Raw genomic sequence first — 16,624 nt, 5'->3', positions numbered from 1 at the left:
TGCGGACTGGACAAGGCCGGGTCCGCACCCGCATAAACGCGGTTCGCACTGAAAAGGAGTTCCGTCATGATTCGCCCGCTCGCTCCCCGACACGTCCTGCTCACCGCCCTCGCGCTGGCCATTCCACTGGCCACGCCAATTGCCACCCTGGCCGCGCCGGTGGCCAAGCAGCAGACCCAAGTGCCTGGTTTCTACCGCACGGCCGTGGGCGACCTGGAGATCACCGCGCTCTACGATGGCTACGTCGACCTCGGCACCGGCCTGCTCAAGGGCGCCAGCGCCGAGGACATCCAGAGCCTGCTGGCACGCATGTTCGTCGAGTCCAGCAAAGGCGTACAAACCGCCGTGAATGCCTACCTGGTCAACACCGGCAGCCATCTGGTGCTGGTCGATACCGGGGCAGCCAAGTGCTTCGGGCCCACCCTGGGCGGCATCCTCGGCAACCTGAAGGCAGCGGGCTACCAGCCGGAGCAGATAGACAGCGTGCTGCTCACCCACCTGCATCCCGACCATGCCTGCGGCCTGCTGGATGCCGAAGGCGAGGTCGCTTTCGCTAACGCCACCGTATTCGTCAGCCGTGACGAAGCCAACTACTGGCTGAACCCCGAAGTCGCCGCCAAGGCCTCGGAAGACGGAAAGAAGTTCTTCGCGATGGCGCAGGCCGCAGTGGCGCCTTACAAGGCCGCCAACCGCATGAAGGTCTACGCTCCGGGCGACAGCCTGGTCGAAGGCCTCGTCGCCGCCCCCTCCCCTGGCCATACGCCTGGCCACACCGGCTACCTGTTCAGCTCCAAGGGCCAGAGCCTGCTGGTCTGGGGCGATGTGGTGCATAGCCACGCCACCCAGTTCGCCAATCCGGATATCGCCATCGAATTCGATGTGGATAACGCCAAGGCCATTGCCAGCCGCAAGCAGGTGTTCGATAACGCGGCAAAGGACAAGCTCTGGGTCGCCGGCGCCCACCTGCCCTTCCCCGGCCTCGGCCACGTTCGCCGAGAAAACAGTGGCTATGCTTGGGTACCGGCGGAGTACGGGCCAATCCGTAGCGACCGTTGAGACGCTGATGACGATATCCCGCACCAGCGGTGAAATCGTGAGCGAGCTCCAAGGCCCACGTCGGCGGGAAATTTGCCTTCGCCTATTCCCGTCGGCAGCCAATCCATATACTGTATGCGCATACAGTAATTTTAAGCCAATGAACAAAGGTGAGGGGTGATGAATGGCCGTCGAAGTGGTGTATCGCAGCAGCCGCGATCCGGAGCGCCTGTTCATGGATAAGGCTGAAGCCGATCGTTACGACAAGATGCTGGAACTGGCGGAGTCGCTGGCGGAAGTCCTGCAAAAGGCGGTGCCTTCACTCAGCGAACAGCAGGTGGAAGACATCGGCATCTTCATGGCCAAGCACCGCGACACTTTCGCCCGCGCGTTCAAGAACCAGCCTGAAGCGTTGTCTGAGCTGGGTGCTGAGTAGACGACAGGCTGTACTTCCCCCGCCGCCCGAAGAGGAGAGTGGAGTTGATCCGTGCCGAGATCATTCCTGCGTCCAGCGCTGCCCCAAGCTACCCGGTACTGCGCCAAAGTTTCAGGCGCGAGCCCCTCTCCACGTGAGAGAGAGGGGCGGGGGACAGGGCGGCGGAGTCCGCCCCCAAGATACCGTCCTCGCGCTATGGCGCCTCCAACGCCTCCACCAATGCCTTGAGGAATCGCGCCGCCTCCCCGCCCGTCACCGCGCGGTGGTCGAAGGTGAGCGACAACGGCAGCACCGGATGAATCTCCACCTTGCCCTGCCAAGCCACCGGCTCTTCACGGATGCCCCCGGCACCGATGATGGCCACCTGTGGCGGCACCACCACAGGGTTGGCATAGCGCCCGAACAGCATGCCGAAGTTGGACAGGGTGATGGTGGCGCCCATCATCTCCTGTGGCGGAATGGAGCGCGCCTTCACGTCCGCCCTCAAGCGCGCCAGGCCTTCCTTCAAGTCATCCGCAGCGCGCCCACCAACATCCCGCACCACCGGCACGAACAAACCGTCCGGGGTATCCACGGCAATGCCCAGGTCAAGTTTCTGGTGCTGGCGGATCGACAGGGCACGGCCATCGAACCAGCTGTTGAGGATGGGCTCCACTTCGCAAGCGGCGGCAATCGCCTTGGTGAGGCGGACCAGCGGGTCACGGGCCTCCGGCCAGCGGTGCAGGTCGGCGTCGCCGAAGATGGTCACCGGCACCACCTCAGCGTGGGAACGCGCCATGTTGATCGCCATGCTGCGCCGTACGCCACGCAACTTTTCGCCACCGAAGTTTTCACGGGCGCTCTGCGCGGCCAGTTCCACGTCGGCCCGGGTCACCAGGCCGTCAGGGCCCGTGCCGGCGAGGTTGCTCAGTTCCAGCCCGAGCTGCCGTGCCAGTTGGCGAACTGCCGGTGTCGCACGGGGAGCCAGGTGCTCGCGGGTGGACGGCGCGGCACCGACGAAGAAGCTATCGGCCTGGGCGCTGCCGCCACCCTCGAGGCGCCCGACCACGGTGCCGGCATCGTCGTCTTTGCCCTCATAGCCCAGCAGCGGCTCGCCGACATGGAGGATGTCGCCTTCCTTGCCGAACGTCTTGGCCACGACACCGTCGTGAGGTGCAGGGATATCCACAAGGGCCTTGGCGGTCTCCACCGAAACCAGCAACTGGTCGGCCTTGACGCTGTCCCCCACGTTCACATGCCACTGGACGATCTCAGCCTCCTGCAGGCCTTCCCCCAGGTCGGGCAGTTTGAAGTATTTCATCGCGCACTCCTCTAATCGGGCTCAGGCGTAATTCAGCACCAGGTCGCAGGCCGCGAGGATGTCCTCGGGGCTCGGAATGTAGAGCTGCTCCAGGCGATACAGCGGCGGAGGGATGTCCGGCGCAGTGACCCGCTGGATCGGCGCCTGCAGGTCGAGCAGCACACGCTCATAAAGGCTCGCAGCGATTTCCGCGCCTACCCCACAGGAACGCGGTGCCTCATGCACGATCACGCAGCGCCCGGTCTTGCGCACTGAGGCCTCGAGGGTGTCGAGGTCCAGGGGCTTGATGCTGGCGACGTCGATCACCTCGACGGAAACACCCCGCTCGGCCAGCAGGGTGGCGGCCTGCAAGGTCTCGTGGACGCTGGCCCCCCAACTGATCAGGGTCAGATCCGAGCCTTCGCGCAGGGTGAAGCAAGTATCCAGCGGCAAACGCCTGCCATCGTCGACGATGGGTTGAGGGTTCATCCGGTAGAGCCGGGTGGGTTCGAGGAAGATCACCGGGTCTGGGTCGTCGATGGCCGCCAGCAGCAAGCCGTAGGCCCGTGCCGGTGACGAGGGGATCACTACGCGCAGGCCGGGAATATGGGCGAACAGCGCCTCGGTGCTTTCGCTGTGATGCTCTGGCGCGCGGATGCCCGCGCCCATGGGGCTGCGCAGCACCATCGGGCAGCTCAGGCGGCCGCGGGTGCGACAGCGCAGGCGACTGGCGTGGGAGACCAGGTGTTCCATGGCAGCGTAGATGAAGCCGAGGAATTGGATTTCCATCACCGGCTTCAGCCCTTGCGCGGCCATGCCGACAGCCAGGCCACCAAGCATCGTTTCCGCCAGCGGCGTATCGATCACCCGCTTGAAGCCGAAGCGCTCGCGCAGGCCGAGGGTGGCGCGGAACACGCCGCCGTTGACGCCGACGTCCTCACCCAGCACGACGACGTTATCGTCCTCCAGCATCGCCCGGTGCAGTGCAAGATTGACGGCCTCCAGCAGGGCACGCTTTTCGGTCGTGATGTTGAGGTTACTCATGGCCTTGAACCTCCCTGCGCGCGACCCGTTCCAGCAACATTTCTCGCTGCTCGCCCAGTGCCGCAGGCCAGCGTGCGTAAACATGATCGAGGACGGACTCCACGGGCTGGATGCCTGCCGCTTCGAAGTTATCCACTGCCGCCTGCACCTGCTGCTGGCAATCGGCAATCAGCGCCTGCTCGCGGCCTTCGTCCCAGACCTGATGACTCGCGAGGTAGCCCTGCAGACGCTTGACTGGTTCTTCCATCCACGCCTGCTTGACCTCATCGGCGCTGCGGTAGCGCGTGGCATCGTCAGCCGTAGTGTGGTCGCCCAGGCGGTAGCTGATGCATTCGAGCAGCGCCGGCCCCTTGCCGTGACGGGCGCGTTCCAGGGCGGCCTTGACGCGGTCATAGACAGCAATGACATCGTTGCCATCGACCTGCTCGCCGTGGAAGCCGGCACCGATGGCTTTCTGCGCAAGGGTCGGAGCACCGCACTGGATGCGCCGGGGCACCGAGATCGCCCATTGGTTGTTGTTCACCACGAACACCACGGGGAGTTGCCAGGCACCGGCCACGTTCAATGCCTCGAGGAAATCGCCCTTGCTGGTGGCACCATCGCCGCAGGTAGTGACGGCCACGCGATGCTCGCCACGGATCTTGAAGGCCGAGGCGACGCCGCAGGCATGCAGGGACTGGGTGGCAATGGGCACGCAGATGGGGAAGTCTTCACGGGCGGCCGGGTCGACAAAGGCGCTGCCACGTTCGTCGCCGCCCCAGTAGAGGAGGATTTCCTCCATGCGCACGCCACGCATCAGTTGCACGGCGGTGTCGCGGTAGTACGGCACCAGCACGTCTTCGGGGTGCATCAGGCTGCCGATGGCAACACCGATGGCCTCCTGGCCCAGGGTCGGGGCATAGGTGCCGATGCGGCCGGTGCGCTGCAAGGCCACCGCTTTCTGGTCAAAGAGGCGGGTCAGCACCATGCGCCGGTAGAGCTGGGTGAGGAGGTTGAAATCATCAGCCCAGTCGGGCAACTCACCGACCAGGCGCCCCTCGGGGTCGAGGTAGCGGGTAAAAGACAGATCGATCCTGCTGGACATGACATCTCTCCTCACACCTTTTGGGTGCCTGCACAGGGGCCGACGCTCGTGACGTCGGGATACCACGGAAGGTGCGCTGGTAAACGCCCGCTTCCTCATCCGACCGGCTCGCGCCCTTGTTGGGGCGACTCAGCCGTACAACAGGCGCTCGGCCAAGGCATCTGCGACGCGCGCGGGTGAGCGCTTGTCGGCCTGGGCGTGCGCGTAAATCTCGGTGAGACGAAGGCTGATCCGCGCCAGGTGGCTGGTAATCGCGGTCAGACTTTCACCCCGGTGACGGAGGGCGACATAGATCAGCCCCCCCGAGTTGATTACGTAGTCCGGCGCGTAGAGGATGCCGCGCGCCTCCATTTCATCTGCGATCTCCGTGCTGGCCAGCTGGTTATTGGCTGCGCCGGCAACCGCAGCGCAACGCAGCTGGCCGACTGTCTGCGCATTCAAGATGCCGCCCAGACCGCACGGTGCAAGGATGTCGCAAGGTGTCGTGAGCAAGGCTCCACTGGCCACGGGTTGGGCTCCAAGCTGTTCGATGGCCAACTGCACACGGCCGGCATCCAGGTCGCTGACCAGCAGCTCAACTCCTGCAGCATGCAATTGCTCGGCAAGTGCGTAGCCGACATGGCCGAGCCCCTGCACGGCCACCCGCAGGCCTTCCAGGTCATCGCTGCCGAGGCGGGCCTGAGCGGTGGCGCGAATACCGGCGAACACCCCCATGGCGGTGTGGGGTGACGGATCTCCCTCGGCCGAGGTGCTGGTGACGTGCTGGGTCTGCTGGGCAATGCAATCCATGTCAGCGCTCGAGGTGCCGCTGTCCACCGCCGTGATGTATTGGCCCTTGAGCGACTCGATCATGCGACCGAAGGCTTCGAACAAGGCGGCGCGGTTATCCACATGTGCGCAACGGATGATCACAGCCTTGCCGCCGCCTTGGTCGAGGCCGGCCAAGGCAGCTTTGTAACTCATTCCCTGGGCAAGGCGTATGGCATCCCGAATGGCACTCTCATCATCGGGATAGGCGAGGTAGCGACACCCGCCCAGAGCCGGGCCAAGGCGTGTGTTGTGAATGGCGATGATGGCCTTTAGCCCGGTGACTGGGTCGTTGGCAAGATGCAGCGCCTCGAGCCGGGCGGTCTCCATCATGGCGAACATGTCGGACTCCCCTTCGGACTTTAGGCCCAGTATAGGACGCCCTTCGCGATCCGCCCCCGGGCATCGCGGCATAAACCACCGCCCGTAGATAACCACGATGCCTCGGTAGCCGACGGCAGCACTGGACGAAGAACCGACCGCCAGCTAAACAAATAAAGTTTCCCGGAGAAGTCCATGAACCCGCGTCAAAGATGCTTGGCCTGCCTCGATCGTGCCCCTCCTGCAACGCTGGAGGCGGCCCTCTGGATCGCTGCCGAACATGACGCCCAGCTGCGCCCTGAACAGGTCATGCAAGAGTTCGCCGGCCTGGTCCAGCAGGTCTCCGCCGGTCTGCCACGATTACCGGCTGCAGAGCTGGCACAGCCCCTGTTGCGCCGCCTCAACGAGCTCGACTTCCACGATGACGACTACATTCCCACGCAACCCAGGGCGGCGCTGCTGCACCAGGTGCTGCAACGACGACGTGGCCAGCCGCTGTCCCTGGCGATCATCGCCCTCGAACTGGCAGCGCGCCTGGACATCCCCTTGAATGGGGTGAACTTCCCCGGCCACTTTCTGTTGCGCGTGCCGGGCGCCGATCACTTGCTCGACCCCTGCGGCGGTCGCCGGCTATACACCCGCGACTGCCGCGAACTGCTGCTGCGCCTTCATGGCCCGCACGCCGCGCTCCAAGCCGAGCACTTGCAGGTAGCAAGCCCGAGCGACCAGCTGCAGCGTCTATCTCGCAACCTGCGCCAGCTGCACCAGCAGGCCGACGATCCACTGGCAGCGCTGAAGGATGCCGAGCGCGTGCTGCTGCTCGGTCCACCCACCATGCAGGACCACCTGGCCCGCGCGGATATCTACCAACTGCTGGAGTGCCCACAGGCCGAACGCTATGACCTGGAACGCGCTCTGCTGCTGTGCGACGACCCTGCCGAGCGCCTGAGCCTGACGCAACGCCTGCACAAGAAAGGCCACAGCCCCGCGCTCCATTGAGCCCCTGTACGCTGCCCTGCCGACGCCACCTGAACGCTGGCACGTCTCGGCTCCCACCCTATCCCTGATGGCACGGGTGAGCAGGTTGGTGCGGGCCGCGGAGGTCTGAGCAGCGCGAAGCCCAGCATCCCAGGCGCCGAGCGTGCCCGCGTAGACGACAACGCCCCACACAACCACTAGCCTTGCCAACCAAGACAACTTTGCCGCGGAGACCTGCCTATGCCGAACTGGCGCTCGATCAGCCTATGGATGGACCAGCTCGATGAAGACCTCACCCCGCGCCCGGCACTGGCCGGCACACTGGAGGTGGACGTGGCGATCATTGGTGCCGGCTACACCGGGCTGTGGACAGCCTATTACCTGAAGCGCCAGGCGCCGGACCTGAAGATCGCCATCGTCGAAGCTCAGTTCGCCGGATTCGGCGCCAGCGGGCGCAATGGCGGTTGGCTAATGGGCAACCTGCTGGGCGAAGACCGTGTCCTGAGCAAGCTCCCGGCCGAACTGCGCCGGGCCTCGTTCGATCTGCTGCATGGCATCCCCGATGAAGTCGCGACTGTGCTGCAACGCGAAGGCATCGACTGCCACTACCGCAAAGCCGGCGTGCTCTACTGCGCGGCCCGCTACCCGGAACAGGAAAAACGCCTGCGTGCACAACTGGCGGACCTCTACACCGAAGGGCTATCCGAGTCCGACTACCGCTGGTTGACGCCATCTGAGTTGAGCAGCCAGTTGCGCGTGTCCAATGTGCTGGGCGCCATCCACACGCCGCACTGCGCCACCATCCAGCCGGCGCGCCTGGTCCGTGGCCTGGCGCGGGTTGTGGAAGGAATGGGCGTGCAACTCTTCGAGCAAAGCCCAGCCACCGACTGGCGGCCCGGTCTGGTGAGTACGGCTCAGGGCCAGCTCAAGGCGCTCTGGGTGGTGCCGGCCGTAGAAGGCTACGCCGCCAGCCTGCCGCCGCTGGGACGTTACCAACTGCCGGTGCAAAGCCTGTTGATCGCCACCGAACCATTGAGCGACGCGCAATGGGCGGACATCGGCCTGGAACGCGGCCAGGCCTTCAGCGAAAGCAGCCGCCAGGTCACCTACGGCCAACGTACCGCCGATAATCGCCTGGCCTTTGGCGCCCGTGGTGGATACCGCTTTGGCGGTCGCCTGCGCGAAAACTTCCACCTCAGCGAGGACGAAATCGGCCTGCGCCGCTACCTGTTCGGCGAGCTCTTCCCACAGCTGCGCAATGTCCGCATCAGCCACGCCTGGGGCGGCAACCTCGGCATGGCACGGCGCTTCCAGCCGCACATGCTGGCCGACTGCAAGAGCGGCATCGCCCTTTCCGGCGGCTATGGCGGCGAGGGCGTGGGCGCCAGCAATCTCGGCGGCCGCACGCTGGCCGACCTGATCTTGCAGAAGGACACGACGCTGACACGCCAGCCCTGGGTTCTCGGCAACACGCCCATCAGCCGCCTGAGCCGCTGGGAGCCCGAACCCTGCCGCTGGCTGGGCTACAACGCGATCATCCGCAGCTTCGTGCATGAGGACCGAGTGCTGGCCAACCCCAACAGCGCACCTTGGCGCCGGGCCATGGCCCTCAAGCTGGCCGACCTGATGGAAGGCTTGATGCGCTGAACCCCAGACATGATCATTATTCGCCGCTGAAATCACCGTGGCGCCCCTGACCCCTGCTGAAGGCACGGGCGCCAGCCAGGGTTTCGCCACTGCCGATCACCCGCATTCCGCCTTTGAACTCGTTGGCAATGGCCGCCTCGAAGGGCAGCTCCCATTGCGCAAAGGCACTGGCACGATCGGCCAGCATGCAGCGCTGTGGAAAGGCGGAGATGGCATGTGCCAACTGCTCCGCCACGGCGCGCGCCTCGCCCTTGGGTACCACGCGGTTGGCGAGGCCCATGGCCAGGGCTTCTTCGGCTTTCACCGGGCGACCTGTGAGGATCAGGTCCAGCGCTCGGCCCTGGCCGACAATGCGCGGCAGGCGCACCGTGCCACCGTCGATCAACGGTACGCCGAAGCGCCGGCAGAACACGCCGAACACCGCGTCTTCGGCCATCACCCGCATATCCGCCAGCAATGCCAGTTCCATTCCCCCGGCGACGGCGTGGCCCTCGATGGCAGCGATCAGCGGCTTCTGCAACTGCATGCGGCTTGGCCCCATCGGGCCATCGCCCTCGGTCTCCAGGCGATTGCGCCGGGCGCCATCTTCGGCCACTGCGCTAAGGTCGGCCCCCGCGCAAAAGGTACCGCCCGCACCCGTGAGCACCGCCACGCACGCCTCATCATCGGCTTCGAAAGCGCGTAGGGCAGCGGCTAACGCCTCGGCAGTAGGCCGATCCACGGCGTTGCGAACTTCGGGCCGGTCGATGATCAGGGTCGTGACCGGGCCATTCCTTTCGACTTTGATGTTCATGGCGACTCCTGCACAGCTGGTAGGTAAAAGACGTTGTTGGGGCGAATTCATTCGCCACTACAACTCCCCGCCTCAAATGAAAAAGGCCGGCATCACTGCCGGCCTTCACCTTAGCTCCTCCTGCCAGGACGTTCAGCGCACTGGCCGAAATCCCCGGAGGGCTGTCGCGATCAGAGCGCGTATTTCTGCAGGTTGGCCATCATCTCCTTGAGCGCCTCGACGTTATCGGCCGGATGCGCGGCATTGTCGAAGTCGCAGATGCGCTGCCAGGCCGCCGCGACATCCTCGGCATCGAAGCCGGCCTTGGGGTCGAAGCCCACGCCCAGGCTGCGCTCCCAGCGAACCTTGCCAATCCAGCCGCCACCGACTTCGAACAGGCCAGAGGTTTCCTGGCATTGCTCGCTGCCCAGGTACACCACCAGCGGGCTGACCAGTTCGGGCTTGAGCTGCTCGAAAACCTGTGGAGGAATCAGGCCTTCGGTCATGCGGGTGCCGCCGGTCGGGGCAATCGCGTTGACCAAGATGTTGTTCTTGCGACCTTCGAGAGCCAGGTTGCGAGTCAGCCCATACAGGCCCAGCTTGGCCATACCGTAGTTGGACTGACCGAAATTGCCATAGATGCCCGACGTGGACGAGGTGAAGATCACACGTCCGTAGCTTTGCTCGCGCAGGTGCGGCCAGGCGGCGCGCGTGACCTTGTAGGCACCTTCGACATGGACCTTGTAGACCTGGTCCCAATCGGCGTCTTCCATCTTGTGGAAGGTCTTGTCGCGCAGGATGCCGGCGTTGTTCACCACCACGTCCACTCGACCGAAGCAGTCCAGGGCAGCCTGCACGATCTTGTCGCCGTCGGTCACCGAGTCATGGCTGGCGACGGCAGTGCCGCCGGCCTCACGAATCTCTGCAACCACCCGATCTGCGGCCGAGGCATTGGCGCCTTCGCCGTGGGTGCTGCCACCGAGGTCGTTGACCACGACTTTCGCCCCGTGACGGGCGAACAGCAGCGCGTGGGCACGGCCGAGGCCACCGCCCGCACCGGTGACTATGACGACTTTGTCTTCGAACCTGATTGCTTCGCTCATCGATCGGCTCCTTGGCAGGCCTGGGAATGCACCGAGTTTCCGGCAGCAGCCACGCCCCCACAAGAATGCGCACGACCATGAATAGTGCTCGATAACGCCTGGGGATGAACGAGTTACTTGAGGGGGATGAACAGGCAACCTCGTGGCCGGAGCTTGAACAGCCACCAGTTGTAGCTGTGGCACAGCAATCCCAGGCAAGCTGCACTGATGAAGCAGACCGATGCGACCAGCCAATACAGCAGGCCATCCTCCTTAAACCAGGCGTAGCCAGCCAGGCTCAGACCTCCCACTGACAGCAAAGCCGACAGCGAAGGGCCAACCAGGCGAATGATCGGATAGACGAAAACCAGGAGCTTGAACAGCATCTTGCGCGGGCCTCCTCACAGGAAGCCCTGCTCCCTGCGCTGATCGGGTAACGAAAGCTGCGCATGCTATTTCGAACCACTCGGGCGGCCTAGACAGATAGGTCTGAAATAGACGCCAGAGCGGTCCGTTAATCCACTCCTGCCCTGAAATCGAAGTAATGCCGCTGCACCTCCCCAGGCGCCTCGGTTTGTGGATAGTGGCCGATGCCCTCGAGTAGCACACAATCCGCCTCGGGTACCAGTCGGCGATAGCGTGCCACCATGTGTGCGCCAGAAATGGGATCCACAGCACCGTCGATCACCCGCAGGGGCACATCGCCCCGCTGCATGGCCACCACCCAGCGATCACGCTGCTGACGGCGCTCCGGCATATAACGGATCAGCCGATGCATGACACGCGGACCATCCTGTTCGGCGATCAGGCTCCAGAAGTCATCCAGCTCTGCCTCACTCGGCTGGGTATGCGGGCCGAATACCTTGGCGAAATTGGCCGCCAGCTTGTGCCGCGAGAATCCTCGCGCCACCAGGAAACCGATCGGGCTCAGCAAGAGCTTCTGTACCAGCACCGGACGGTGGGTTTCCGGGAACAGGCCTCCGTTGAGAAAAACACAGCTGGCCATCTGGAAGCGCCCCTCATGGTGCCGCGCCAGGAGTTCCTGGGCAACGCTGTCCCCGTAGTCGTGAGCCAGCACATGAACCGGCCCCTCGATGCCTTGGTGGGCAAGCAGTGCCTGTTGCAGGTCGGCCTGTTCCAGTAAGCGGTAATCGTGCCCGAGCGGCTTGTCGGAGTAGCCAAACCCGAGCATGTCGCAGGCAATCACCTGGTAGCGCTCCGCCAGCGGTTGCCACAAGTAATGCCAATCCCAGGATGCCGTGGGAAAGCCGTGGATCAACAGCAATGGCGCGCCCTGCCCCGCAACCCAGTAGCGAATGCGTTGTCCGCGAAACAGGAGCTCTCGTCCCTGGGCGCGCCAGTCGCCCAAGGCAATGCCCGCCAGGTCCATCATTCGGCGTACCCAGGGTTCTGCAGGTCCAGCTTGCGCAACAGCGCCGGCCAGGGCAGCGAGCCGCCCATGCCCTGGGAGCTTTTCATCACGCCAGCGACCATCGCCTTGGCGCCGTCGAGAATCTGCTGCGGGATGTGGATAAGCTCGCTGCCGCCGGCCTGAGCCATGATCTGGATCTCGCAGGCGCGTTGCAGGGTGAACATCATCAGGAAGGTGTCGGCGATGCTCGACGAAGCGGTTAGCAGCCCATGGTTAGGCAGGATCATGAAATTCGCCTGGCCGAGGTCGGCCTGCAGACGTGCCTTCTCTTCGTGGTTCAGCGCCACGCCTTCGTAGTCGTGGTAGGCCAGGCTGGAAAGGACGAACAGCGATTGCTGGGAAATCGGCAACAGGCCCTGTTTCTGTGCCGATACCGCGATGCCGGCCGGAGTGTGGATATGCAGCACGCATCCCACATCGGGACGCACCTCGTGCACGGCGCTATGGATGGTATAGCCGGCCGGGTTGATGTCGAAGGGGCTGTCCATCAGCTTTTTGCCGGCCAGATCGATCTTTACCAGGCTGGACGCGGTGATCTCGTGGAACATCAGCCCGAAGGGGTTGATCAGGAAGTCCTCTGTACCGGGGACCTTGGCCGAGATATGGGTGAAGATCAGGTCATCCCAGCCATACATCGCGATCAATCGGTAGCAGGCGGCCAGGTCGACGCGGGCCTGCCACTCGGCAGCGGACACCTGGTCCTTCAGATTGAGTTGGGGCAGGACTTGTGGGGCTGGCATGGCGATCACCTCGTTATTGTTTTGCTGACCCCGGAGTCTAGCCACAGCCCCCAACACCGAAAGTCGCCTTGGCAGCCAGCTTATTGTCCGTGCGAGTCAGATTAAAGCGGCCACAACGGCGCGCCAATGAATGGGCTTTATCTGCGTTGGCTGTTGCCAATCATCAACGGCTGGGCTTAGCGCCTGGTAGGGGCGAGCTTGCTCGCGAACCCGACCTTTTCGCGAGCGAACTCGCTCCTACGAGAGATGCATCCCGTTGCAGCACATGACAGGGACAAAGCCAATGAATTGGCCTCCGCCTTACTGCCCCGACCGGCGATCGACGATCGCTCAGAGCAGCGCCAGATCCAGCAGCGGCCAGTCGCGCTGAGCCTGCGGGTCGTCAGCGAGCAAGCGGAAGCCGGCGAACTCGAACCCGGGCGCGACGGTGCACCCCACCAAGGTGTAGTCGCCGAGCGCGCGCGCCGCCTGCCAGGCGTGGGCCGCCACGACACGTTGCGGCATGCAGTCTTCCGCCACCGGGCCAAGCAGTTCACGCCGGACCGTCGACGGGGTTTCCGCAATCAGCAACTCCAGCGGCTCACCTTCGTAGAAATGCCAGATCTCGTCGGCATCCACACGGTGCCAACGGCTCACCGCGCCCTGCGGCAGGAGAAACAGGATGGCCGAAGAGCAGGCACGGCCGTTGGCTGCTTGCACAGCTGACTGGAACACCCTGCGGTAATAGCCACCCTCGGGATGGGGCGCCAACTGAAGTTCGCGGATCAGGGAAGCTGCACGCGAGTGCATCAGGCCTTCAACGCTGCAACGAAAGTGGCCAGCCAGGGCTCGGCATCGACTTCCGGTGTAACCGTTTCGGAGGCGTCCAGACGCAGCATCTCGACGACCTCACGCAGCCCAAGTTCAGCATACAGCTCACGCATCAATTCACCACCACCGCAAAAAGTCTCGTAGCTGGAGTCACCCAGCGCCAGCACTGCGCCAGAACGTCCACGCCAGTTGGGCAGCCGGTCGCGCAGTTCATGGTAGAGGGGCAACAGATTGTCCGGCAGCTCACCCATGCCAGTGGTAGCGGTCACGGTCAGTACGGCGTCGGGGTCGAAGGCGACCAGTTCTTCCAGGCTAACCCGTGGTTGATACCGGGCTTCCAGGCCTTGGAGTTCGAGCAGCTTTTCGGCATGACGGGCGACTTCTTCAGCGGTGCCGTAAACCGAGCCGGACAGGATGGCGACTTTCATGGGTACTCCGAAACAAGGCGTAATGACACGTATTATGCCGCAAGTGGAAAGGGCTACATGATGCTTTAGAATTGTTCAGTCCGACCTGACGAGCCTGAATATGATCAACGCCAAACTGCTGCAACTGGTCATAGACGCATCCAACGACGGCATCGTGGTCGCCGAGCAGGAAGGCGATGACAACATCCTGATCTACGCCAACGCTGCGTTCGAGCGTCTGACTGGCTATGCCCGTGACGATATCCTCTACCAGGACTGCCGGTTCCTGCAGGGCAAGGATCGCGACCAGATCGGTCTGGCCGCCATTCGCCAGGCCATCCGCAAAAGCCAGCCATGCCGCCAGATTGTTCGTAACTACCGTAAGGACGGCAGCCCATTCTGGAACGAGTTGTCCATCACGCCGGTGTTCAACGAATCGGACCAACTGACTTATTTCATCGGCATTCAGAAGAACGTCACCGAGCAGGTAGAGGCGCGCCAGCGCATCCGCGACCTCGAAGACGAAGTCGCCAGCCTGAAGGCCGAACTGGCTGCACTAAAGGGTTGATCACAGAGTCTGCGCCCCCGAAGACGGCGGGGCGCATATTCCATGGGAATGAAAAACCGGTAGGCCACTTGAGGGAAGGAATGGCTACCGGGTGCGCAACCCTATGTTTACACGAAAATTACACAATCAAAAATATTGCATAATAGCTGTATAGAAAATAGCCATCCGAAACGCAAATGGACGCCCTCGGGAGGGCGAGTTTCCCGGCCGAACGGTCATTGGAAATGGGAGGAGTCCCCGATCAGGTATCGAGGTGCCCCGCAAGGAATTGCCGGAGGCGACGCTGCATCAGTCGCCCTTCGCTACCCAGGCAGGCCACAGGAGAGCCGGCCAGCTCCTCGCCCATCAAGTCCGACACCTCGCCTGCCAGAGCCAGAGGGCAATCCAAGGCCAAGGCCAAGCGACCGAGCTCACGCTCCAGGTCGTCGGCAGGGGGGTGGTTGGAAAACAACACCAGCGCCTGCGGCAGAGTCTTCCCGCAGACCAACTCCAGCTCATCCAAAGGCTGCCCAAGCCCGAGCACGCTGACGCCAAGCTCGCTGCTTCCCAGCAGCAACCCCGTCACCAGCAACTCCAATTCACGACATTGTGCTGACAAGGGTGCCAGCAACACCCGCGCCTGCTGACTGTCACGAGCGAGCTGCAAGCGCTGGAGCACCCGCGCGCGCAGAAAACTGTCGAGCAATACCCACTCGCTGCCAACACCCGGCTCATCTTGGCGTACCAGCAACTCCTGCCAGACCGGCATTAACACGTCCTGGAACACAGCATGGAGCGGGTAGGTGGAAAATACTTGCCCGTAGACCCGCTCCAGCTCCGCCTCATCGAAGCGTGAAACAGCGTGCCGCACGCGGCCCTGCCATTCGTTCCACTCACCGGAAGCCACTTCGCGATAGACCGGCGCTACCGGTACTCGCGCCGCGCCGCCCTTGGCCAGCAGCTTGCCAACCTTGCTCACTGGCACGCCGCGATCGATCCACGCCAGGATGCTGCGCACCGAGTCGACGTCGGTCATCGAGTAAAGCCGATGGCCACTGTCGGTGCGGGTCGGCTGGATCAGCCCATAGCGGCGTTCCCAGGCCCGCAGGGTGACCGGATTGACGCCGGTCAGGCGCGAGACTTCACGGATGGGGAACAGCTCTTCCTGTTTCAGGGCGCCCGAGGCGAAGGAAGCACCAGATTCGGTCATGACGTAGCAATCGGCAGAAAAGTGTTCTGGCAGTTTAACCCGAGTGTGGCGGATTCCAATTACAGGCTTCATACGGCAGAGCCTCAAGCCTTGTATCGGGTGGAAAAAGCGGAATAATCCTTGCCTCTTTTTTCATGCAGCCCAATACCCCGGCGCTGCGTGACGCGAATCGCTCTACCCGAGCACTCGCCTGGCTTTTGGAGATACACGATGTCTACCGACCCCGTCACCTTGATGGTGGCGCGCCGCGTGCCTCGCGAGCGCTACCAGGACTTCATTCACTGGCTACGCGAAGGCGAACAGTTGGCCGCCGACTTTCCCGGCTACCTGGGCTCTGGCGTGCTGGCACCACCGCCCGATGACGACGAATTCCAGATGGTTTTCCGTTTTTCCGACGGACAGACCATGGCCACCTGGGAACACTCTGCTTCTCGCCACGCCTGGCTGCAACGCGGCAGCGGCCTGTTCGAGCAACCTCATGAAGTGCGCGCAACGGGCCTGGACACCTGGTTCGGAGCAGCCGAGCAACGGCCTCCGCGGTGGAAGCAGAGCGTGGCTATCTGGCTGGCGTTCTTTCCCGTATCCCTAGCCTTCAACCTGCTGTTCGGTGACGCACTGGGCGACCTTCCCCTGGCCCTGCGGATCTTCCTCAGCACCCTGGCCCTCACGCCATTGATGACCTATTGGTTCATACCGCTGTCCACTCATCTGCTGGCCCCCTGGTTGCAAGGGCGACGCTCGGGGGGTATGCGTGACACTGCCGCATACCAATCTCGCCGAAAAATACTTGTACAATCAAAAACCATGTACAACTTAATTTTTAATCAATCAGCTGAAGCCTCACACAGAAAGCCATAGACCACCTGATTTCAAGGGATTGGTGGAGATGTACAGGGTGGCCGACAGTTGTACAAATACACCCTCTGGTATAACGTTGGGTCCGAGAAGCCGGCGAACCGTTGAGTTGCCGGCCATGCCCAATCCCTGAACGAG

At 63.3% G+C, this 16,624-nt stretch carries 18 protein-coding genes; 6 read left to right on the top strand and 12 right to left on the bottom strand.

The genetic code is table 11. The features are described 5' to 3' along the window. The first annotated feature begins 66 nt into the window (after window positions 1-66). Together OXH74_RS13345 and OXH74_RS13340 are read left to right on the top strand one after the other, a co-directional pair. Window positions 67-1,056: an MBL fold metallo-hydrolase gene (locus tag OXH74_RS13345; RefSeq protein WP_375737444.1), complete on the top strand. Its 990-nt coding sequence runs from the start codon at window positions 67-69 to the stop codon at window positions 1,054-1,056. Between the two features lie 163 nt (window positions 1,057-1,219). Continuing rightward, entirely contained in the window at window positions 1,220-1,471 is a 252-nt protein-coding gene (locus OXH74_RS13340) for a YebG family protein (protein ID WP_375737443.1), read from the top strand. Window positions 1,472-1,664: 193 nt separating this feature from the next. Here OXH74_RS13340 and OXH74_RS13335 read toward each other — a convergent pair whose 3' ends face one another. The 4 genes from OXH74_RS13335 to OXH74_RS13320 form a co-directional block, all read right to left on the bottom strand. Continuing rightward, on the bottom strand, window positions 1,665-2,771 hold the full coding sequence (locus tag OXH74_RS13335) for a dihydrolipoamide acetyltransferase family protein (RefSeq protein WP_375737442.1): 1,107 nt from the start codon (window positions 2,769-2,771) through the stop codon (window positions 1,665-1,667). Between the two features lie 21 nt (window positions 2,772-2,792). Beyond that, window positions 2,793-3,794, bottom strand: coding sequence for an alpha-ketoacid dehydrogenase subunit beta (locus tag OXH74_RS13330; protein ID WP_375737441.1), 1,002 nt, complete (start codon window positions 3,792-3,794; stop codon window positions 2,793-2,795). After that, a complete protein-coding gene (gene pdhA, locus OXH74_RS13325) occupies window positions 3,787-4,878 on the bottom strand; it encodes a pyruvate dehydrogenase (acetyl-transferring) E1 component subunit alpha (protein ID WP_375737440.1) in 1,092 nt (363 codons plus the stop codon). Before pdhA ends, OXH74_RS13330 begins: the two co-directional genes overlap by 8 nt. 129 nt (window positions 4,879-5,007) lie before the next feature. Further along, the gene (locus tag OXH74_RS13320) at window positions 5,008-6,027 is read right to left on the bottom strand and encodes a Leu/Phe/Val dehydrogenase (protein ID WP_375737439.1); all 1,020 of its coding nucleotides are present in this window, start codon (window positions 6,025-6,027) and stop codon (window positions 5,008-5,010) included. A gap of 174 nt (window positions 6,028-6,201) precedes the next feature. On the opposite strand from OXH74_RS13320, the gene OXH74_RS13315 reads away from it, so the two are divergent. Both OXH74_RS13315 and OXH74_RS13310 read left to right on the top strand, forming a co-directional pair. Continuing rightward, a complete protein-coding gene (locus tag OXH74_RS13315; protein ID WP_375737438.1) occupies window positions 6,202-7,005 on the top strand; it encodes a SirB1 family protein in 804 nt (267 codons plus the stop codon). 219 nt (window positions 7,006-7,224) lie between these two features. Next, window positions 7,225-8,631 carry an NAD(P)/FAD-dependent oxidoreductase gene (locus OXH74_RS13310; protein ID WP_375737437.1) on the top strand — a complete coding sequence of 469 codons (1,407 nt, stop codon included), beginning with the start codon at window positions 7,225-7,227 and terminating at the stop codon, window positions 8,629-8,631. A gap of 16 nt (window positions 8,632-8,647) precedes the next feature. Here OXH74_RS13310 and OXH74_RS13305 read toward each other — a convergent pair whose 3' ends face one another. The 7 genes from OXH74_RS13305 to OXH74_RS13275 all read right to left on the bottom strand — a co-directional run bounded on the left by OXH74_RS13305 (window position 8,648) and on the right by OXH74_RS13275 (window position 13,895). Further along, complete coding sequence (locus OXH74_RS13305) at window positions 8,648-9,424, bottom strand: crotonase/enoyl-CoA hydratase family protein (protein ID WP_375737436.1); 777 nt, start codon at window positions 9,422-9,424, stop codon at window positions 8,648-8,650. 170 nt (window positions 9,425-9,594) lie between these two features. After that, a complete protein-coding gene (locus tag OXH74_RS13300; protein ID WP_215377993.1) occupies window positions 9,595-10,506 on the bottom strand; it encodes an SDR family oxidoreductase in 912 nt (303 codons plus the stop codon). Window positions 10,507-10,619: 113 nt separating this feature from the next. Beyond that, a complete protein-coding gene (locus OXH74_RS13295; protein WP_375737435.1) occupies window positions 10,620-10,871 on the bottom strand; it encodes a hypothetical protein in 252 nt (83 codons plus the stop codon). 128 nt (window positions 10,872-10,999) lie between these two features. Further along, window positions 11,000-11,875: an alpha/beta fold hydrolase gene (locus OXH74_RS13290; protein ID WP_375741611.1), complete on the bottom strand. Its 876-nt coding sequence runs from the start codon at window positions 11,873-11,875 to the stop codon at window positions 11,000-11,002. Next, window positions 11,875-12,657: a class II aldolase/adducin family protein gene (locus tag OXH74_RS13285; protein WP_375737434.1), complete on the bottom strand. Its 783-nt coding sequence runs from the start codon at window positions 12,655-12,657 to the stop codon at window positions 11,875-11,877. The genes OXH74_RS13290 and OXH74_RS13285 overlap by 1 nt, the downstream gene beginning before the upstream one ends. Window positions 12,658-12,987: 330 nt before the next feature. Further along, a complete protein-coding gene (locus tag OXH74_RS13280) occupies window positions 12,988-13,446 on the bottom strand; it encodes a cupin domain-containing protein (RefSeq protein WP_375737433.1) in 459 nt (152 codons plus the stop codon). Continuing rightward, window positions 13,446-13,895, bottom strand: a complete 450-nt coding sequence (locus OXH74_RS13275; protein ID WP_375737432.1) for a flavodoxin — start codon at window positions 13,893-13,895, stop codon at window positions 13,446-13,448. Before OXH74_RS13275 ends, OXH74_RS13280 begins: the two co-directional genes overlap by 1 nt. 100 nt (window positions 13,896-13,995) lie before the next feature. Between OXH74_RS13275 and OXH74_RS13270 the strand changes: the two genes are divergently transcribed. After that, window positions 13,996-14,442, top strand: coding sequence for a PAS domain-containing protein (locus OXH74_RS13270; protein ID WP_215377981.1), 447 nt, complete (start codon window positions 13,996-13,998; stop codon window positions 14,440-14,442). A 241-nt stretch (window positions 14,443-14,683) separates the two neighbouring features. Here the strand turns inward: OXH74_RS13270 and OXH74_RS13265 are convergent, their stop codons facing one another. Then, window positions 14,684-15,631, bottom strand: coding sequence for a MerR family transcriptional regulator (locus OXH74_RS13265; protein WP_375737431.1), 948 nt, complete (start codon window positions 15,629-15,631; stop codon window positions 14,684-14,686). Between the two features lie 210 nt (window positions 15,632-15,841). On the opposite strand from OXH74_RS13265, the gene OXH74_RS13260 reads away from it, so the two are divergent. Beyond that, on the top strand, window positions 15,842-16,489 hold the full coding sequence (locus OXH74_RS13260) for an antibiotic biosynthesis monooxygenase (protein WP_375737430.1): 648 nt from the start codon (window positions 15,842-15,844) through the stop codon (window positions 16,487-16,489). The last annotated feature ends 135 nt before the right edge of the window (window positions 16,490-16,624 follow it).

This window comes from Metapseudomonas boanensis (assembly GCF_042232855.1).
Lineage (GTDB): Bacteria > Pseudomonadota > Gammaproteobacteria > Pseudomonadales > Pseudomonadaceae > Metapseudomonas > Metapseudomonas boanensis.
Note: the sequence above shows the minus strand (reverse complement) of the source record. Positions and strands in the feature narration are given on the sequence as shown.